The organism is Polaribacter sp. IC066, assembly GCF_007997085.1.
Classification (GTDB): Bacteria; Bacteroidota; Bacteroidia; order Flavobacteriales; family Flavobacteriaceae; genus Polaribacter.
In genome coordinates, this window is the sequence record NZ_VORR01000007.1 from 94,878 (window position 1) to 114,127 (window position 19,250).

General features: G+C 31.6%; 17 protein-coding genes. 7 read left to right on the forward strand and 10 right to left on the reverse strand.

What is annotated here, in order from left to right:
• Positions 1-6: 6 nt before the first annotated feature.
• The 3 genes from ES044_RS03765 to ES044_RS03775 form a co-directional block, all read right to left on the reverse strand.
• Positions 7-633: a trimeric intracellular cation channel family protein gene (locus ES044_RS03765; RefSeq protein ID WP_147118780.1), complete on the reverse strand. Its 627-nt coding sequence runs from the start codon at positions 631-633 to the stop codon at positions 7-9.
• A gap of 1 nt (position 634) precedes the next feature.
• Positions 635-1,756 (reverse strand): DEAD/DEAH box helicase, encoded by a 1,122-nt coding sequence (locus ES044_RS03770; RefSeq protein ID WP_147118779.1) that lies wholly within the window; start codon positions 1,754-1,756, stop codon positions 635-637.
• A gap of 258 nt (positions 1,757-2,014) precedes the next feature.
• Positions 2,015-2,428: an acyl-CoA thioesterase gene (locus tag ES044_RS03775; protein WP_147118778.1), complete on the reverse strand. Its 414-nt coding sequence runs from the start codon at positions 2,426-2,428 to the stop codon at positions 2,015-2,017.
• 87 nt (positions 2,429-2,515) lie between these two features.
• On the opposite strand from ES044_RS03775, the gene ES044_RS03780 reads away from it, so the two are divergent.
• Entirely contained in the window at positions 2,516-3,853 is a 1,338-nt protein-coding gene (locus ES044_RS03780; protein ID WP_147118777.1) for an MATE family efflux transporter, read from the forward strand.
• Positions 3,854-4,450: 597 nt separating this feature from the next.
• On the opposite strand, the gene ES044_RS03785 is transcribed toward ES044_RS03780, so the two are convergent.
• The gene (locus ES044_RS03785) at positions 4,451-5,125 is read right to left on the reverse strand and encodes a DUF2461 domain-containing protein (protein ID WP_147118776.1); all 675 of its coding nucleotides are present in this window, start codon (positions 5,123-5,125) and stop codon (positions 4,451-4,453) included.
• Between the two features lie 471 nt (positions 5,126-5,596).
• On the opposite strand from ES044_RS03785, the gene ES044_RS03790 reads away from it, so the two are divergent.
• The gene (locus ES044_RS03790; RefSeq protein ID WP_147118775.1) at positions 5,597-6,412 is read left to right on the forward strand and encodes a DUF1853 family protein; all 816 of its coding nucleotides are present in this window, start codon (positions 5,597-5,599) and stop codon (positions 6,410-6,412) included.
• A gap of 225 nt (positions 6,413-6,637) precedes the next feature.
• On the opposite strand, the gene ES044_RS03795 is transcribed toward ES044_RS03790, so the two are convergent.
• Genes ES044_RS03795 through ES044_RS03810 form a run of 4 tightly spaced genes read right to left on the reverse strand, consistent with a single transcriptional unit; the run spans position 6,638 to position 10,946 of the window.
• A complete protein-coding gene (locus tag ES044_RS03795) occupies positions 6,638-7,750 on the reverse strand; it encodes an efflux RND transporter periplasmic adaptor subunit (protein WP_147118774.1) in 1,113 nt (370 codons plus the stop codon).
• A 21-nt stretch (positions 7,751-7,771) separates the two neighbouring features.
• The gene (locus ES044_RS03800) at positions 7,772-9,016 is read right to left on the reverse strand and encodes an ABC transporter permease (protein WP_147118773.1); all 1,245 of its coding nucleotides are present in this window, start codon (positions 9,014-9,016) and stop codon (positions 7,772-7,774) included.
• A 2-nt stretch (positions 9,017-9,018) separates the two neighbouring features.
• Entirely contained in the window at positions 9,019-10,251 is a 1,233-nt protein-coding gene (locus tag ES044_RS03805) for an ABC transporter permease (protein ID WP_147118772.1), read from the reverse strand.
• A 2-nt stretch (positions 10,252-10,253) separates the two neighbouring features.
• On the reverse strand, positions 10,254-10,946 hold the full coding sequence (locus ES044_RS03810; protein WP_147118771.1) for an ABC transporter ATP-binding protein: 693 nt from the start codon (positions 10,944-10,946) through the stop codon (positions 10,254-10,256).
• Between the two features lie 346 nt (positions 10,947-11,292).
• Between ES044_RS03810 and ES044_RS03815 the strand changes: the two genes are divergently transcribed.
• The 4 genes from ES044_RS03815 (at position 11,293) to ES044_RS03830 (ending at position 16,208) form a co-directional block, all read left to right on the forward strand.
• Complete coding sequence (locus ES044_RS03815; protein WP_147118770.1) at positions 11,293-11,709, forward strand: thiol-disulfide oxidoreductase DCC family protein; 417 nt, start codon at positions 11,293-11,295, stop codon at positions 11,707-11,709.
• A gap of 280 nt (positions 11,710-11,989) precedes the next feature.
• Positions 11,990-12,646, forward strand: a complete 657-nt coding sequence (locus tag ES044_RS03820; RefSeq protein WP_147118769.1) for an HAD family hydrolase — start codon at positions 11,990-11,992, stop codon at positions 12,644-12,646.
• 137 nt (positions 12,647-12,783) lie between these two features.
• On the forward strand, positions 12,784-13,620 hold the full coding sequence (locus ES044_RS03825; protein ID WP_147118768.1) for a peptidylprolyl isomerase: 837 nt from the start codon (positions 12,784-12,786) through the stop codon (positions 13,618-13,620).
• A gap of 431 nt (positions 13,621-14,051) precedes the next feature.
• Positions 14,052-16,208 (forward strand): LruC domain-containing protein, encoded by a 2,157-nt coding sequence (locus tag ES044_RS03830; RefSeq protein ID WP_147118767.1) that lies wholly within the window; start codon positions 14,052-14,054, stop codon positions 16,206-16,208.
• A 250-nt stretch (positions 16,209-16,458) separates the two neighbouring features.
• On the opposite strand, the gene ES044_RS03835 is transcribed toward ES044_RS03830, so the two are convergent.
• The gene (locus ES044_RS03835) at positions 16,459-17,241 is read right to left on the reverse strand and encodes an MBL fold metallo-hydrolase (protein WP_147118766.1); all 783 of its coding nucleotides are present in this window, start codon (positions 17,239-17,241) and stop codon (positions 16,459-16,461) included.
• A 75-nt stretch (positions 17,242-17,316) separates the two neighbouring features.
• On the opposite strand from ES044_RS03835, the gene ES044_RS03840 reads away from it, so the two are divergent.
• Positions 17,317-18,771, forward strand: coding sequence for a TonB-dependent receptor (locus ES044_RS03840; RefSeq protein ID WP_147186903.1), 1,455 nt, complete (start codon positions 17,317-17,319; stop codon positions 18,769-18,771).
• A gap of 258 nt (positions 18,772-19,029) precedes the next feature.
• On the opposite strand, the gene ES044_RS18430 is transcribed toward ES044_RS03840, so the two are convergent.
• Positions 19,030-19,250 (reverse strand): hypothetical protein (locus tag ES044_RS18430; RefSeq protein ID WP_190311489.1); only part of this gene is annotated, 221 nt, incomplete at its 5' end.

Consider the following 19,250-nt stretch of genomic DNA (forward strand, 5'->3'; position numbering starts at 1 on the left):
TTTTTATTATTCGAATTTTTTGAATAGATCTACTTTTATTTTAGGAAGTTCTAGAGAAAATCTTACCGCAATAGCTCTAATAAACACAACAACAGATGCCGAGATTATAAAGTTTATATTTTCATCTACCCTAAAATGCTTTAAAATTAAGTAGGTTACTCCGCCTGCTAAACATGCAGAAGCATATATTTCTTTCTCAAAAATTAAAGGAACCCTGTTTGTTAAAACATCTCGTAAAACCCCACCAAAAACCGCAGAAATCATTCCCATAATTACAGCTACTAAAGGGTGTAAATCATAAGAGAGCCCTTTTTGTAAACCTAACAAAGTAAAAACACTAATACCGATGGTATCAAACAAAAACATTGTTTTGCTTAAATAAGCAATTTTACTTTTAACAAGAAACGTAAAAATAACAGCAGAAAAGATAGTATATAAATAATTTAAATCGCCAATCCAGTTTATGGGATGTGCATCGATTAAAATATCACGCAACATTCCGCCACCAACAGCCGTTACAAAAGCGATAATGATAACGCCAAATATATCGAATTTTTTATCAAGCGCAACCAACGCGCCACTAATGGCAAAAGCAAAAGTTCCTAGAATATCTATGACATAAATAATCTCCATTTTACACGTCTACTTCTGTAAAATGGATATTTAATTCTTTCTGAATTTCATGCACTCTTTCTATTTCATAAGGTAAAACCAACGCAAGAGAAATACCTGTTTTGCCGGCTCTTGCAGTTCTTCCACTTCTATGTGTATAATATTCTGTTTGCTCTGGTAATTGATGGTGAATCACAAACTCTAAACCTCTAACATCAATTCCGCGAGCAGCAACATCGGTAGAAATTAAATATTGTAAACTTTCATTTTTAAAAGCACGCATTACTTTATCGCGCTCTTTTTGTTGCATATCCCCCTCTAAAGCAGCCGCAGAAAACCCTTCTTCAATTAATTGAACCGCTAAATTTTGAGCACCAGCTTTTGTTCTGCAAAAAATAATTCCTCTTTGTCTTCCTCTTTTTTCTAAAAAGGTAGTAATTAAACCTGTTTTCTCTTTAATGGTTGTTCTAACAAATTGGTGTCTTATATTTTCATTTACCAAAGACTTCGGGTTTATTTCAACTCTTGGCGCATTTGGCTCCATGTATGTTTTTACAATTTTCTTAATTTCTTCTGGCATTGTTGCAGAAAACAACCAAATATTTCTGTCATTTTTCGTCGTGAATTTTAAAATTCTATTCAAATCTTGTTTAAAACCCATGCTTAACATTTCGTCAGCTTCATCTAAAATAACAGTAGTTACATGACTTATATCGACATCTCCACGTTCTATTAAATCAATTAATCTTCCAGGAGTGGCCACAACGACATGTGTTGTTCTTTTTAAATTTTTAATTTGTCTATCAATTTTTTCACCTCCAAAAACAGCTTCTAAAAAAATCTTTTCATCTACATACTTTGTAAACTTAAAAAGCTGCTTTTTAATTTGTTGCACCAATTCTCTTGTTGGCGATAAAATTAAGGCTTGAATATGGTTTGATTCTGTATCTATTTGATGCAATACAGGCAAACCAAAAGCCGCAGTTTTTCCGGTTCCTGTTTGTGCTAAACCAATAAAATCAGTTTTAGCATTTAATAAAATAGGAATGGCTTTCTCTTGAATTTCAGAGGGTGTAGAAATACCGATTTCTTTAATCGATTTTATATAATCTTCGCGAATTCCTAATGCAGAAAATGTAGACATTGTTTTAAATTTTGTGCAAAGATACTTTTATTGATTTTAATAACGCCTAAAGGAATTTGATATTTGTGTAGTCAATAATTCACCAATTATCAGTGCGGTATTTGCAAATTATTGCAATAAAAACTTTAAAACTAAACTAAAACCACTATTCATATTTTGAAATTCTCTGCTATTCTAAATAAAACACTTAAAAGTTACAATAGTAAATCAAAAAACATAAAATTTCTTTACCATAAACAATTTAGCAGTAATTTTTTATTATTTCTTGGGCATCAAAACCTTTAAAACATCTTCTCTTATTCTTGCTGGTTTAAACGTTTTGGCATCTAACATTGCCCAAACTGTTTTTGCTTTTACCAATAAAACATCATTACTATAAAACTCCATAAAACGTATAGAAGTGATTCCTCTTGTTTCTCCCACCCAAGTTTTCACAACAATCTCATCGCCTAAAGTAGCTTGTTTTAAATAATCTATTTCATGGCGCATCACTACCCAAACATATTGGGGCAACGGAGTGTCTTTTGTTAAAAAAGACCAATGATTTGTTGCAATTTCATCCATCCATTTTACATAAACTAGATTATTTACATGTTGTAATGTGTCTATATCTTCTAATGAAACCGTAATGGTTAATATAAAAACGTTGTTCACTTTTATCGATTTTGGCAAATTTATATATTTTAATATATCTATAACAATTATTGATGCCAGAATTCCATAAAAGATTTAATTTATAACCATCTTTGTAGCCTATTTATGACGAAATTAACAAACACATTAGGCACAGAAAAAATTAGTAAATTATTGATAAAACAAGCCGTTCCTGCAACTATTGGAATTCTTGTAATGTCTTTAAACATGATTGTTGACACTATATTTGTAGGACAATGGATTGGTGTTTTAGCAATTGCTGCCATTACGGTAGTTTTACCAATCGCTTTTTTAATATCTTCTATTGGTATGGGAATTGGTATTGGAGGAAGCTCTATTATCTCTAGAGCTTTAGGAGCAAATAATTCTGAAAAAGCATTTTTAACTTTTGGCAATCAGATTTGTTTAACCCTTATTTTAGCTATCATTTTTGTAACATTAGGGAATATTTTTAGCGTGCCTATTTTAAATTTATTTGGCGCAAAAGGCGATATTTTGCCAATTGCATCAGAATATTTTGGTGTTATTATTTATGGTGTTCCGTTTTTAGCCTTTGCCATGATGGGCAACCCTGTAATTAGGGCAGAAGGAAAACCAAAATTTGCCATGTATGCCATGATGGTACCTGCAGTTTTAAATATTTTACTTGATATTCTTTTTATTAAATTTTTTGACTGGGGCATGTATGGAGCAGGTTTAGCTACTTCTCTTTCTTATGCCAGCTGTGGTTTGTATATTTTATATTTCTTTTTATCCTCTAAAAGTGAATTAAAAATAATACCAAAAAACTTTAAATTAAATCTAAATATTGTCAAAGAAATCTTTGCTTTAGGCGGTATCACCATTGTACGGCAGGGCGCTGTAAGTGTACTTATGATTGTATTAAATTATTCTTTGTTTAAATACGGAGGTGAAATTTCTATTGCAATTTTCGGAATTATTAACCGAGTTATGATGTTTTCATTATCTCCTGTTTTAGGGGTTACGCAAGGTTTTTTACCAGTTGCTGGTTTTAATATTGGTGCAGAAAAAAATGATCGTGTAAAAGAAACCATTAAAACATCTATTTATTTTGGTTCTATTTTAGGAACCATTATTTTTATCGGAATTATAATTTTTAGAGAAGAAGTCATCTGGATTTTTACCGACGAAACTACGTTACTGGCTACTACACCCAACGCCATGTTAATTGTGTTTTTGGCAACACCAATTATTACGATGCAATTAATTGGTTCTGCCTACTTTCAAGCGGCAGGAAAAGCAATGCCTGCTTTAATTTTAACACTTTTAAAACAAGGGATTTTCTTAATTCCGTTAGCCTATATTTTACCGAAATATTATGGCGTTAGTGGGGTTTGGTGGTCTTTTCCTATTGCAGATATAATGTCAACATTAATAACTGTTTTAGTTTTAAAACGAGAGGTACGTAAGAATCTTAAATAATATTTTTAGCTGTTGGAGTGCTATTTAAAAGTAAAAAAAATAATAAGATATTTAAGTTTAACCAATGTTGTAGGTTTTTCAATAATTTCTATTTCTTTAATTCTATTCATTTGGATACAACCATTTGTTTGGAGTGAATTAGTAATTGCTATTAACCTCCTGCTAAGTATTCCGTTGATAATTTCTAGAGCAATAACTCTTTATCATATTGAAAATATAAATAGACCAAAAATTCAAAATACACTAATCACTGTTTTTCTTATTCTTTGGATACCTAGTATTTTACTTCTTTTTTTTACGAAATTGGAGGTCTTTTAATCACTTTAACGCTATTTGGGGTTGGACTTTGGGGAATACTAAAAGTAAAGAGTGTACTGAATAAGATGGTATTTATAAATATAACCGGAATATTCTTTTTACTTATAAACTCTTTAATTCTTTTCGGAGTTATGAGTGCTGAAATATGAAAGATTAAACGCAAGTAAAACTAAAACTCACTAAATCAAACAAAAATCAGATAATTTGGTTAGAAATTTCCTCTCTAAAACTTATACACTCTCTGCAAATTTACACAGATTAATTAAAAATAAACCAGTGTTAAACCACCGACTCTCCATTTAAATTAGTTGTTAAAATGTCGCTAAACAAATTAAAAAACGGACGCATTGCTTTATAACTTTCTCCAACTTCCTCAATAAAATTTTCAGATAAAACCTGTTCATCTGTAAAACTCTTGCTTGCTATAAATCCTTTTTTGCGCAATAAATCCACATCTGGATGTTCTTTATCAAAACCTCTTGGTGCTGTTTTTAATTCGCTAAAACTTTCAAATTGCCCTCCAAAATGCTTTTTGTATTCTTTAGATTCTAAAATTGCTCTAATTTCTGATGCGTCTTGAGCTATTTCTTTTCTAATTCTAAATAAATCATCTTTAGTCGGTTCCCAAAAGCCACCCGCTAAAAAAGATGCTCCTGGCCTAATTCTTAAAAAATAGCCACCCCTTAATTCTTTTCCCAATCTTGAATAAGAATTTGCAAAATGTGCTTTATAGGGTGTTTTATCATTAGAAAAACGAACATCTCTATAAATACGCATCATTTTAGATTTTTCTATTTCATCATGTATCTGCAAATTTTTATAAATTTCTGCAAATACTTCTTTGGCATTCTTTTGCGCTATTAAATACGTTTCTTTTTCATCTGCAAACCAATCTCTGTCGTTATTTTTTTGAAGATTATTGAGAAATTGAAAAGTTGATTCTTCGAATTGCATTGTAGTTGAGTTTTAAAGGATAAATTTACGAAGAATTATAGAGATTAGAACACCTGAAATTCAAGATTTAGATTAAAAAAACTAACATACGAATTTTACTAATTTCAAAGAGTTTGACAAAGTTTTGTAGAGAGATAGACATCTCTTTTTGATATGTATTTCGCCTACTTTCACTACTATTTAATGATGTTTATAGCTGCTTATGGGTATTTGTGTGCAAAATGGTTCACGGAGATTGACATAAGTTTTTGTTGCCATTTTTTTCGGAACTATTCCGCAGAGATTCATTGAGAGGATTTAGAGATTTATAAAAATTTTATTTTTAAACAGATTTTAACGAGTGATTAGGAGTAAAATAATATGCAAAGATTTTATTGAGGTAAATTAGAACTACGTAAAATTTTATGATAAATAAAACCTTAAAATTGCTTAATTATTGGTGAAAATTAGTGAAATTTATGGTTTTCTAATATGCATCAAAAAACAAAAGATATTCAAAAAAGGTATGACGGGTTTTTACAAACTCCTTGTTTGTGGAAAAACGACGCTATTTTTGAACTAAATCAATTTGATATTAAAGAAAAATCATCAAAAATAAATATTGCGATTGATGAAAGATTACGACTGGGTAGATATATAGAACGTTTTGTGTCTTATCAATTAGAACAAGAAAACACTATTGATATTCTATGTGAGAATGTTCAAATTCAGCAAGAAAAAAGAACTTTAGGAGAGCTCGACTGTATTCTTTTAAAAAACGGGAATCCGATTCATCTAGAAATTATCTATAAGTTTTATGTGTACGATAGTTCTGTTGGAAACACTGAAATTGCACATTTTATTGGTCCTAATAGAAAAGATTCGTTAGTAGAAAAATTAACAAAACTAAAGAACAAACAGTTACCGCTCCTCTATGCTAATGAATGTGTGAACTATTTAAAATCTATCGATTTAAAAAGTACCGAGATAACACAAAAAGTTTATTTTAAAGCGCAATTATTTGTTCCGTTTGCTAACTCAACGCTACAATTAACATCGTTAAATAACGAATGTATTAGTGGCTTTTACGTGAACCAAAAAGAATTAAAACAATTTTACGATTCTAAATTTTATATTCCCATCAAAAAAGATTGGCTGGTTCAACCTCATCAAAATGTGGATTGGTTAAATTTTCAGCAATTTAAAAATGACAAAAAAGAATATTTAGAACGAAATTTTTCTCCGCTTTGTTGGCTAAAAAAGCCCAATGGAGAAATTGAAAAGTTTTTTCTAGTCTGGTGGAATTAGGTTTGGCTTTTGGCTTTTAAAATTAAAAAAAAATCAAACAGTTTTACTGATTGTTTGCAATTTGTCATTTATTTTTGAGAGATTTATGAAGTAAGTTTCTTTAAAAAGGACAAATTTTATTGCAGTAGTTTTAATGGAGATAATCCTAATAATTAGTTTTAAATAAAAAAAAGGAGGGTCTTAATAGAATTAAGCTCCTCCTTTCACAATTTACTAACCTTATGATCAATTCAATTTATTGGCATCGCTACCAGAAGCTTTATTCCAAATTTTAATTTTATCATCTATAGTCACTCCCTCTAAAACCTCTACATTTACGCCATCAGAAGTACCTAATTTTAAAGTTTTCTTTTCAAAAGTTCCGTCTTCTTTTTGAACCTCTACATAGGGCTCTTCTGTTTTTTTATCAAACCTTAACAACGCTTCTTTTACAGACAAAACACTGTCTTTTTTCTCTAAAATAATATCTGCATTTGCGCTATAACCCGCTCTAATAAAGTATTTATCATCTAAAGAAACATCTGCTTTAATTTTAAATTGTACCGCTCCTGCCTCTTCTGTTCCTTGTGGTGCAATAAAATTTAATTTTGCTGGAAATTTAGCTCCTTCAATAGCACCAATAGAAACTTCAATGTCAGTTCCTTTTACTAGTTTTCCTACTTCAGACTCATCTACTTTTCCTTCAAAAATCATTTTAGTCATATCTGCTATAGAAGCAATGGTAGTACCCGCATTAAAATTATTGGCTTGAATAACTTGATCGCCTTCTTTTACAGGAATCTCTAAAATAATTCCCGTCATTTGCGCCATGATGTTTGTATTGGCGGCACCTCCTGAAGCGGCAGAACCTCTTTTAATAATTACATAATCGTTTTGAGCATTCTTTAAGTCTTGCAAAGCTGAATTATACGTTAATTCTACTGATTCATATTCTGCTCTAGAAATCACGCCTTTATCAAATAAATTTTTATTTCTATCGTAAGAAATTTTAGCGTTTTTTAAACGAATGTTAATATTGTCTACCCTACCCTTTGCGCTAATTAAAGATTGCTCATTAGGCACAACCCTAACGGTTGCAATTAAATCACCTTTTGTAACCATTGCTCCTTCTGTCAATAAAATTTTATCAATAATTCCGGTAATTTGTGGTTTAATTTCAATTTCTTCTAACGGGATAACCTTACCTGTAGCTACCGTCTTTTTAACAATTGTAGTTTTAAAAGGTGTTTCGGTTTCGTATTCTAAAATACCTTTTTCGTTCTTTTTACCGAACCAAATTAATGCGGCAACGAACATTATACTTATAATAATTAAAATAATTTTTGATCTTTTACTCATGACTTTGTTAATTGATTGATTTTATTCTTCTCTTAATGCTTCTATTGGTCTTACTACTGTTGCCATATGCGCAGGTATTAAACCTATTAAGGTTCCTAGCACAATTAAAGTGACAAATGCGATCATAATAATAGGAATATTTACAGTTGGGTTTACAAGTGCAGCATCTGGTCCTTGACCAAAATTAGCATCAATAATATACAACACGAATGCTCCTAAAATAATTCCTAACATACCTGCTATTGTGGTTAAAAAAACAGACTCTAATATAATTTGTTGACGGATGCTTTTTGGTGTTGCTCCGAGCGCTCTTCGTATTCCTATTTCTTGAGTACGCTCTTTTACTGTAATTACTAAAATATTACCAATTGCAAAAACTCCTGCAATTAAAGTAGCAATACCCACAAACCAAGTTAAGAATTGTATGCCTGTTAAAAAGCCGGTAAATTTGGCTATTTGGGTTCCTAAATTAAAAGAACCAAAAGCTCTTTTATCTTCTGGATGAACGTTGTGCAAACCTTTTAAGGTCAGTAAAACATCGCTTTCCATTTGCTCAATATTTGTGCCTTCATTTGCTGTAATAACCATCCAATCTACTTTATCGGCAGTATTGTAAACTCTGCTATAGGTTGAAAAAGGGATAAAAGCGGTATCGCCATCGATATTTATTCTACTAGAAGGAGAGTACACGCCAATAACTTTATAATTGATACTATTTATTTTTATATACTCTCCAATCGGCATTACATCTTTGTCAAACAATTGTTTGTACATATCTTCGGATATAACAGTCACCTTTGATGCATTTACAATATCGTTATTATTCAAAAAACGTCCGTATAATAATTGTTTTTTTTGAATTTTATCTATGATCGGATAATCTCCACTTACTTGAAAGTTTCCTGATTTAAAATCATGAACAATTAAGTTGCTTGTTCGGTTTCGTGGTGCTAAAAATTTAATCTCTTCTTCATATTCAGATTTTAAAACCTTTATATCGTTCATATTTAAACGAAACCTTCGTCCTTCTTGAAAACCTTTAAAAGGAGTATCTGTAGATCCTGTAAAAATAAACACACTATTTGTAGCAAAATTACCAAACAGTTTGTTAAAACCATTTTCCATTCCTCTTGCAGCTCCTAAAAGAACTACCAAAAGAAAAATGCCCCATAAAACCCCAATAATTGTAATTGATGTTCTCACTTTATTTTTACGGATGCTTCCGTAAATTTCTTGCCAAGTATCTGAATCGAATAAAAAACTCATAGTTAATCTGCTCTTAATGCTTCAATTGGTTTAATATTTGCGGCTCTTTTTGCAGGCACATATGCTGCAATTAGCCCTGATAAAATTAAGACTACAGTGGCTCCAAACACAATACCAGAACTTACACTTGGGTCTTTAATAAAGTAATCTTTCTCTAAACTATCTCCTATTAACGTTAAGATGTAGGTTCCTAAAAAGAGTCCAAAATATCCTGAAATTGCCGTAATTAAAACCGACTCTTGCACAACCATACCCACAATAGAAGATGGTTTTGCGCCCAAAGCCTTTCTGATTCCGAATTCTTTTGTTCTTTCTTTAATTACAAAAATCATAATATTACTAATCCCTATAATGCCTGCTACTAGCGTACCAGAACCTACTAAAATTACTAAAGCGTACAAAATTGCCAAAAACTGACCAACTCCTTTATTTGCATCTGCCATATTTCTTACAGATAGTGCACTTTGATCATCTGGATGAATATTCATTCTTTTACGCAAATCGCGTTCCATTTTATTTCCGAATGCAATGGCGCCATCTAAACTTAAATCAGGATTATAACCCACCACAATTTGACTGATATAATCATTATTACCATAAATCATTTGAGCGGTTGTAATCGGGATATAGGCTATCCTTTCATCATTATCGCCTCCTTCATCAGAAAAAATACCGATGATTAAATAAGAACTTCCATTCATATTTAATCGTTTTCCTAAAGCTGGTTTTTCACCAAATAAATCTTGTTTTATCAACCGACCAATTACAATTACTTTAGAGTTTTTTCTTAAATCTCTTTCATTTAAAAAACGTCCTTCTTCTATAATTGTTTTTTCTAAAAACTGGTTGTCTGGGTTTACGGCATTTACACTGTAAGTGCCCGCTTCGTTTTTATATTTTAGCGTAAAGTTTTTATAAATTATCGCCGATTGGTATTGAATCTTGCTTTCGTATTCGTTTCCTACAAAATTATAATCTTCATTTTTTAATTGAATCTTTCTTCCTGTTTGCATGCCTTTAAAAGGTATCGTGGTTTTCCTAACTCGGACTTCCATAGAATTTTGAGCATCATCTGAAAAAGCAGTTTTAAAAGAATTGCTTAACCCTGTAACAATACCAAACAATAAAGTAAATAATAAAATGGCAAAAGCAACCGTAAATCCAGACATTACCGAACGCAACCTGTTTTTATTGATACTTTGAAAAATTTCTCTCCAACGATCTAAATCGAACATAATTAAACGGCTTTAGATGCTTTTGTATATTTGTCACTAATAATAAGACCATCTTTTAAACGCACAATTCTTTTGGTTTGCTCTGCAACTTCTTCTTCATGTGTAATAACAAAAACAGTCATTCCTTCATTATTAATATCTTTTAGTAGTTGCATCACTGAATCTGAAGTAGTAGAATCTAGCGCACCAGTTGGCTCATCTGCCAAAACAACTTTTGGTTTTGTAACCAATGCTCTTGCGATGGCAACACGCTGTTTTTGTCCTCCAGAAAGCTCATTTGGTAAATGATTTGCCCAAGCTTTTAAACCTACTTTGTCTAAATATTCCATAGCAACAATTAAACGCTCTTTTCTACTCATTCCTTTATAATACAATGGTAATGCCACGTTTTCTAATGCCGTTTTGTAAGATATTAAATTAAAAGACTGAAAAACAAAACCAAGAAATTTATTACGCAACAAAGCTGCTTTTTTCTCATTCATGTCTTTAATTAACTGATCATTTAAATAATACTCTCCTTCGTCATGCACATCAAGTAAACCAACAATATTTAATAAGGTAGATTTACCTGAACCAGATGACCCCATAATAGAGACAAATTCGCCTTCTTTTATGTGTAAATTAATACCTTTTAAAACATGTAGAGCGTCTTTTCCCATAGGATAAGATTTATGCAAATTTTCTATTCTAATCATTAGTTGGTTTATTTTGATATAAAAGTATTCAATGCATTTATTTGCGGTTACTAATATTTTGTTAAAAACTAATAACAAACATTAAATACACACATAAGACGTGTGTTCTTTAATAATGTTACAGGAAAATAACTATTTTTTCTAAACCACCCACTTATATCAAAAAATCTAGTTATTATAACTCGATTTTAAGATGTACATTAGAAGTAAACAATAGCCCTTTTTAAATTTTTGTTGAAGTTTATAAAATATACAAAACAAAAAAACAACTTGTAAACCACTCGTAAAACATATACTTATAAAGAAAGTTAAGGTATCTTTGTATTTGATAATCTGCACAAAACTTATGGTTCATATTCCTAGTAATAAGAAAGTAATTTTATTTGACGGTGTTTGTAATTTATGCAACACCGCGGTTTTAGAAGTCATTAAAAATGATAAAAAAGATTCTTTTTTATTCGCAGCTTTGCAATCTGTATCTGGAAAAGAAATTACGGATCATTTAAAAATTGATACTTCTAAAATTGATTCTATAATTTTATATGAGCCTGGCGTTGCCTATGACTTAAAATCTACCGCCGCCTTAAAAATAATGAACGATTTTGGCGGACTTTGGTACATAACCCAAATAGGTTTGCTTTTTCCGGAATCTTTTAGAGATTATATTTATGACTTTATAGCCAAAAACCGCTACAAATGGTTTGGCAAAAAAGAAAGCTGTATGCTACCAACTGCGGAATTAAAAGACAAGTTTTTAGAGTAAATCATGAATAAGTACTCGTTAATAGCCATAAAATGTTCTTTATTTTCTTTGGTTTTAATCATAGCTATTGCCGTTTTGTCTTTAGAAATGAGTGATAAAAATGCTTATATAATTTTTACAATCATTGGTTTATTAGCTTTTGCTATCATTCTTTTATCCTTTATTGGATTCTTACAGTTCTTAAAAAGTTTTAAAGAACCTAAAAAATTTCAAATGCTCTTTGGCATCACAATTAATTTATTTTTTTTATTCCTTTATTCCTATCTAATTCCTAGCTAACATGAATGTACCAAAAGAAATAAGATGTGTCATTTTTGATATGGACGGTGTTATTATAGACTCTGAAGAAATCCATAAAAAAGCTTATTATGAAACCTTTAGCGCTATTGGTGTTGCTGTTTCTGATGTTCTTTATAAATCGCTCACAGGATCCTCTACCATCAATGCTTTTCAAAAATTAGTAGCCCATTTTAAGTTAGACTTAAATCCTGAAGAACTCGTTTTAGAAAAAAGAAAACGGTACGTAAATTTCTTTGAAAATGACCCAACATTGCATTTAGTTGCTGGTGTTAAAGAGTTGATAGAACATTGTTATTACAAAAATCTGACGTTAATTTTAGCTTCCTCTTCGGCAATGGTAAATATTGATCGAGTTTTTAACCGATTCGATTTAAATACCTATTTTTCGGCAAAAATTTCTGGTGCAGATTTAACAGCTTCAAAACCACATCCTGAAATATTTGAAAAAGCTGCCGTTTTAGGAAACACACCAAAAGAAAACTGCATTATTATTGAAGATTCTGATAACGGAATTCAAGCAGCAAATGATGCGGGTATTTTTGTTTTTGGTTATAGAAACCCAATGGCCGCAGATCAAACTTTAAAAAACGCCGATTATATTATTGACGATTTTAGTACAATAAAAAAAATTATTTAGATTAAAAAAAAGGGTTTTTCCTGTATGCCCTTGCTTAAAATACCTCTAATTTAGCAGTAATTAACGTACTTAAAATAGCTAGAAATTAACCCCCTATTTGCGCTGCCTTTAGCAACGAAATACAAAACAAGAAAAAGATGAAATCCCTACTTAATTTTTTTTTATTAGCACTACTTATCGGTTCAATCTTCGGATGCAAAAAACAAAGTGAACTATTAAATGATTCACAAGAAAATCGTACCAAAATAGCCATAACTACCAATTATGGATCTATGATTGTCGAGCTCTATAACGAGACACCCTTGCATCGAGATAATATGATTAATCTGGTAAATAATAATGCCTACGATAGTCTTCTTTTTCATCGAATTATACATGAATTTATGATTCAAGGTGGCGACCCAGATAGCAGAAATGCACAACCAAAAGTATCGCTCGGCGATGGAGATGCACCCTATTTAATAGATGCAGAATTCAATGCTAAACTATTTCATAAAAAAGGAGCACTTGCTGCTGCCAGAGGTGATAATCCTGAAAGAGCATCTAGCGGAATGCAATTCTATATTGTGCAAGGCGAAAAGCTAAACGATAGCCTCTTAAAATTATCAGAAGTTAATATTAATCGAAATGTAGCTCGAGAATTTTTTAGGAATCATAACAGAAAAAAATCTTTACGTGATTCAATAGATAAAGCGAGTAAACAAGATAAAATGAACCGCTATAATAAATTAATGGACAGTATTTTGTATTTGGCAAATACAGAAGAGAAGTTTAAACTATATAAGATTCCTAAAGAACAGCGCGAAATCTATAAGTCTATTGGTGGTGCACCCTATTTAGACCAAAACTATACAGTATTTGGTGAAGTTGTAAAAGGGATAGAAGTATTAGATACAATTGCAAGCGTTAAAACAAACGCTGAAGACAGGCCTATAAGCGATGTCATTATTTTAAAGATAAAGTTATTAAATTAAAAGTTTGCAGCCTTTTAACGTATCCTTTCGTTTTCTAATGTAGAAAAGCATAAAATACTTCAAAACGACTAGCTTATTGATCAAGTATTTAAAGTAGACTTAAAAAACAAACAAATAATTAGCGGTTAAGACTGCATTCAACTAAATAATTCTCGGCTAAACGATGCAATAAATCTTTTAAACGATATATAAAAGTCTTAAAGTATATTTTACAACTGTTCTAACTTGTTTAGAAAACGAAGCTGCAAAAAGGAACTCACAGCAACCATCTATTTTTCAATACTATAGATATATTTCTTTTGATGTGGCTAAAAAGTGTATCTTTACTTTAGTTAACCCCCGTTCGTCTGTACAAAACTACCTTTAGGCTTTTAGAAATCCTTTCTTTGCTGAACAAGTCTACATTTGGCGAACAAGTAAAAAACCACCTCATGAAAAATAGCAAAATTATTATTTTATTACTTTTGGTAACAACTATGTTTCATAGCTGTATAAAACCCGAATTTATTGATTTACCAGAATCAGCTATTGAGTCTATAAACGATTTGATCATTCCGGCAGACTTTGACTGGAAAACGAATCAAACGTTAGCTGTTTCCGTGGTTTTGCCAAATGACGGAGACATTAAACCACTAACGATAACGAATAGCGATGGTACAATAAAATATTTTCGTGGGTATCCAGATGACGGATCAAGAATTGTAAATACTAAAATTACTGTTCCTTCTTATATTAAGGAACTAAAAATAAGTTACGACAGTGCTAACGAATCAAACGTAGATTTAATAAGTAATAGCTCATTATCTTATGACTTTAACACCTCTAATAAATCAGCTAGAAAAAATACTGTTTCAGCAATTGATCTTGGCTTAATTGCAAACTTTACTCTTTACACAGTAGAGGGAGCAGTAGCGAATACTGGTCAATCAGATATCACAGGTGATATTGGCACAAATAATGGTGCTATTACTGGTTATGGAGGCGATACAGGAGGCATTACAGTTCATAATGGGGATGTTCACAATTCTAATAGTATTACCCAAGATGCAATTGCAGATTTAAGCGCTCTTGTTACTTTATTAACGAATAGAGGAGCAACAAAACCAGCACACGCGCCAGCTTTCGGCAATGAGACATTATTTCCAGGTGTTTATGAATTCGGAGGAGCTGCATCAATAACAACAGCGACCACGCTTATTTTAGATGGAGAAGATAATCCAAATGCTGTATTTATTTTTAAAGTTGCCGGAGCGTTTACCACGGGTGCAAATGCAACAGTGGTTTTGATCAATGGTGCTTCACAAGAAAATGTTTTCTGGCTATCTGGGGGAGCAATTGCTTTGGCTGCTGGAACTACGATGATTGGAAATTTAATTAGCAATCCTGGTGCAGTTTCTATGGCAGCTGGTGGAAAATTAAACGGAAGAATGCTTTCTACAACTGGAGCTGTAAGTACTGATCAAGTAACGTTCTTTATTCCCGAACAAAACTCTGTTGAACTTATTTCAAAGTGTGATGACGTAAATCCAGATGTGATTTTCACCATTACGAATATAGGTAGCGATATGACAACTGACCAAGTGTACACCTTATTTAAAAATAATGAACAAGTAGATAATGGTACTTATCAATTGGATGCTGATGAAACTCTAGAAGTAATTTCAGCAGCCATAACTGACGAAGTATTTAAACTCGTAGTTACAACTCCGAATGGAGGCACTTTAGAAGAAACAATTCAAGGCTGTGGTGATTTTCCTTCTGAACAATATGGCGGATCATTAGCTTTTGAAGATTTATATCCAGCAATGGGAGATGCAGATTTTAACGACCTTGTGCTTGACTATGATTTTAAGATTGTTAAAGACAACCAAGAAATTGTGCAAAGCATTACCGCTACTATTCTAATAAAAGCATTTGGAGCCTCTACACGCAGTGGTTTTGGGTTTACACTACCAACAGTTGACCCAAGCGCTATAACTTCTGTGACCGGATATGATGTAACAAATAGTACCGTCTTTAACATCGGAAACAATGGTCTTGAAATTGGTCAAAATAAAGCAACCATTATTGTTTTTGATGATGCGTTTAGGGTAATGCCAACAACAGGTGGAGGAACTGGTGCTAATACAGAAAATGCTCGCGGTTATACCCAACCTAGAACTATTGTTGTAGAGATTGATTTTAACGAGAGTGGTGTTCCCATGACATTTAGTGATTTAAATATTGGTGCTACTTTTAATCCTTTTATGATCGTAGGCACTACTGTAGACGGAGTTCCTGGAACTAGGGGTAGAGAAATACACCTTCCACAAAATAAACCTTCAGATTTGTTTGATAGTGCATATTTTCAGCAGCTTAACGACGATTCATCTGTGGCTAACAATAAATATTTTTTAAGTGCTGATAATTTGCCATGGGCTATTCATACTGCTGGTAAGTTTGATTGGGTAATTGAATTTGAAGACATTACCAAAGCTTACTTAAAATTTGGATCATGGGCGGAGTCAAATGGAAACATTGATGCAGCTTGGTATAACGATAAATCAAATGGTTTCAGAGCTAATGGACTTATTTTTGTACCTAACTAAAAATAAACAGTTCCTCATTAAAAATTACCTGTAAACATTAGAACGTGCTTTTCTTTTTTCAAAAAAAAAAAGCACGTTTTATTTTATTTATTTATTTATTTATTATTTTTCTTAATAATATACAATAGAACTTAGTGATCTAATTAGAATTCATATATAATATACCCAATCCCCATGAAATGAATTTGCCCAACTTAACATTGCGCACAAAAACCTATAAGTACTGACCTATCAAATAAAGTATAAAAATCTATACTTCTATTTTTAAACCGTCATAGGCCAAAAAAACATTCTTTGGTAACTGTTTAGAGACTGCTGCATGAAAGCCTAATTTATGGCTGATATGTGTAAAATAAGCCCTTTTAGGTTTTATTTCAGCAACAAAATCTAACGCATTTTGTAAACTAAAATGTGTAGGATGTTCGTCGATTCGCAACGCATTAATCACTAAAACATCTAAATTTTTTAGCTTTTCTTTTTCTGAATCTGTGATACTTTTTACATCGGTTAAGTAGGCAAAATCTTGAATTCTATAAGCAGTAACTGGCAAATTTCCATGCATAACTTCTAAAGGAATTACCTGCAAATCATCAACCAAAAAAGGATCTTTATCTACGATATTGGGTTGCACACTTGGTGCTCCTGGATACCTGTTTTCTTTGCTAAAAATATACTGAAAACGTTGCTCTAAACTCTCTAATGTTCTCTTATTTATATAAATAGGCATCTCTCCTATCTTATAACAAAACGGACGTAAATCGTCTAGCCCCGCGGTATGATCTGAATGCTCGTGCGTAAAAAAAACACCATTTACCAACTGCACATTTTCTCGTAACATTTGTTGTCTAAAATCTGGGCCACAATCTACAACATACGTAAAATCATCCCAAGAGATTAAAATAGAAGAACGCAAGCGTTTATCTTTTAAATCGGTTGATAAACAAACAGGGTCTTTGCTGGCTATCATAGGCACTCCTTGCGAAGTACCCGTGCCTAAAAAGGTAATTTTTAACAGTTTTTTTGTCGTAATCATTAGAACAAAAATAAGATAAAAATTGACTCATAGCAATCTTATTCAGTACATTTGTTTCGACAAAAAATACCTAATATGGCCATATCTTTAAGGGGAGATCAAGAAATTAGTAGTGTACCAACAACTAAAAGTAAAGCATTAAGAATAAATTTAAACAAAGATATTTACGGAACTTTTGCAGAAATTGGAGCAGGACAAGAAACTGCTCGTAATTTTTTTAGATCAGGCGGCGCTTCTGGTACAATTGCAAAAGCAATGAGTGCTTACGATAAAGATTTTTCTGATGCCATTTATGGTATGGAAGAAGATGGGCGGTATGTAACACAGCCCCGTTTGCAAACGATGCTGCGTCACGAAATTGATTTAATTGAAGATCGATTAAGTAGACAAAAACATCCTGATAAATTATTTTTTAGTTACGCAAATACGGTAACTACCATAGATTTTGCCAGAAAATTTAAAGGTCATGGTTGGGTTGGTATTCGTTTTCAACTAGACCCTTTAGAAGATTATAATGAGATTGTTTTACACCTTCGTTTTAAAGAAACTGATGCGCGTTTACAACAAGAAACATTAGGTATTTTAGGTGTAAATTTAATTTATGGTGCTTTTTACTTGAATGATAACCCGAAAGAATTGGTAAAATCTTTTTACGATAATTTAGGAAATCATCAGTTAGAAATAGACATGATTAACTTTTCTGGCCCGCGTTTTATGTATGTTGATAATCGATTAATGAGTTTACAACTGCTTAAAAACGGAATGACAAATGCAGTAATGTTCGGACCTGATGGCAATAATTTATTACCCCCTCAAGTACTTTATAAAAAAAATATTTTAGCCCTACGTGGTAGTTTTAGACCGGTTACCAAGGTAAATATGGACATGTTTGAACAATCTAAAAAATTGTTTCTTAAAGAAAATAAAGTAAAGGAAGAAAAGACTCAAGTTATTTTCGAAATTACCTTAAGCAACTTATCTGCAGAAGGTAAAATTAACGAAAGAGACTTTCTAGACCGCGCAGAACTTTTATGCTCTTTAGGGCAAAATGTAATGATTACTAGCTTTCAACAATATTTTAAATTAGTAGAATATTTTAGTGAGTTTACCAAAGAGAGAATGGCACTAGCCATGGGCGTTTACAACTTAATTCAGATTTTTGATGAAAAATATTATAGAGATTTAAGTGGTGGTATTTTAGAGGCATTTGGTAAATTATTTCATAAAGATTTAAAGGTATATATGTATCCTTATCATGACCAAGAATCTAGAGAATACATTAACAGTGAAAACTTAAAAGTACACCCACGAATGAAAGAGTTGTATAAATTCTTTAAACAAAACGGTAGACTTGTAGACATTAAAGATTTTGACAAAGATAGTTTAGATATTTTTTCTAGAACTGTGTTAAAAATGATTATGAATGGCGAAGAAGGCTGGGAAGAAATGTTACCCGAAGGCATTGCAGAAACCATTAAACAAAAGCGTTTGTTCGGGTACTCTAGATCAAGAGCAAAAAAACAATTTTAGTATAAAGGCAGCGATATATTTTGTTTGTTTGATGCACATGTAAATTACGAATTAATTTTTAAGAAAAATTATTTTCTCAAAAATCGTTTTAAAAGCAAGTATAATTATAAGCCTAGGTTTATAAAGTATGCTTGCTTTTTATTTTGACCTGAATAATAAAATGCGCGGAAAGTGTTTTTAAATTTATGAATTATTTAAATAACGCCAATTTAATTTTATGATGCCCAATAAATTGATTTATTTTTTGATTAATTACAATTAAGAATAGTGAAAAGAACTTCTTTTATCGTTTTTTTCTAATAAAACAATAAGATAAATCTCATCTCTAAAAAACTTCCTTTGAAAGCAATGCACAACAACAACAACAACAACAACAACAACAACAACAACAACAACAACAACAACAACAACAACAACAACAACAACAACAACAACAACAACAACAACAACAACAACAACAACAACAACAACAACAACAA

Excerpts from the sequence above, each read along its gene's own strand:
- ES044_RS03805 (WP_147118772.1), bottom strand. The coding sequence starts at position 10,251 with ATGTTCGATTTAGATCGTTGGAGAGAAATTTTTCAAAGTATCAATAAA.
- ES044_RS03765 (WP_147118780.1), bottom strand. The coding sequence starts at position 633 with ATGGAGATTATTTATGTCATAGATATTCTAGGAACTTTTGCTTTTGCC.
- ES044_RS03800 (WP_147118773.1), bottom strand. The coding sequence starts at position 9,016 with ATGAGTTTTTTATTCGATTCAGATACTTGGCAAGAAATTTACGGAAGC.
- ES044_RS03830 (WP_147118767.1), top strand. The coding sequence starts at position 14,052 with ATGAAAAATAGCAAAATTATTATTTTATTACTTTTGGTAACAACTATG.
- ES044_RS03790 (WP_147118775.1), top strand. The coding sequence starts at position 5,597 with ATGCATCAAAAAACAAAAGATATTCAAAAAAGGTATGACGGGTTTTTA.
- ES044_RS03820 (WP_147118769.1), top strand. The coding sequence starts at position 11,990 with ATGAATGTACCAAAAGAAATAAGATGTGTCATTTTTGATATGGACGGT.
- ES044_RS03770 (WP_147118779.1), bottom strand. The coding sequence starts at position 1,756 with ATGTCTACATTTTCTGCATTAGGAATTCGCGAAGATTATATAAAATCG.
- ES044_RS03825 (WP_147118768.1), top strand. The coding sequence starts at position 12,784 with ATGAAATCCCTACTTAATTTTTTTTTATTAGCACTACTTATCGGTTCA.
- ES044_RS03835 (WP_147118766.1), bottom strand. The coding sequence starts at position 17,241 with ATGATTACGACAAAAAAACTGTTAAAAATTACCTTTTTAGGCACGGGT.
- ES044_RS03810 (WP_147118771.1), bottom strand. The coding sequence starts at position 10,946 with ATGATTAGAATAGAAAATTTGCATAAATCTTATCCTATGGGAAAAGAC.
- ES044_RS03840 (WP_147186903.1), top strand. The coding sequence starts at position 17,317 with ATGGCCATATCTTTAAGGGGAGATCAAGAAATTAGTAGTGTACCAACA.
- ES044_RS03815 (WP_147118770.1), top strand. The coding sequence starts at position 11,293 with ATGGTTCATATTCCTAGTAATAAGAAAGTAATTTTATTTGACGGTGTT.
- ES044_RS03780 (WP_147118777.1), top strand. The coding sequence starts at position 2,516 with ATGACGAAATTAACAAACACATTAGGCACAGAAAAAATTAGTAAATTA.
- ES044_RS03795 (WP_147118774.1), bottom strand. The coding sequence starts at position 7,750 with ATGAGTAAAAGATCAAAAATTATTTTAATTATTATAAGTATAATGTTC.
- ES044_RS03785 (WP_147118776.1), bottom strand. The coding sequence starts at position 5,125 with ATGCAATTCGAAGAATCAACTTTTCAATTTCTCAATAATCTTCAAAAA.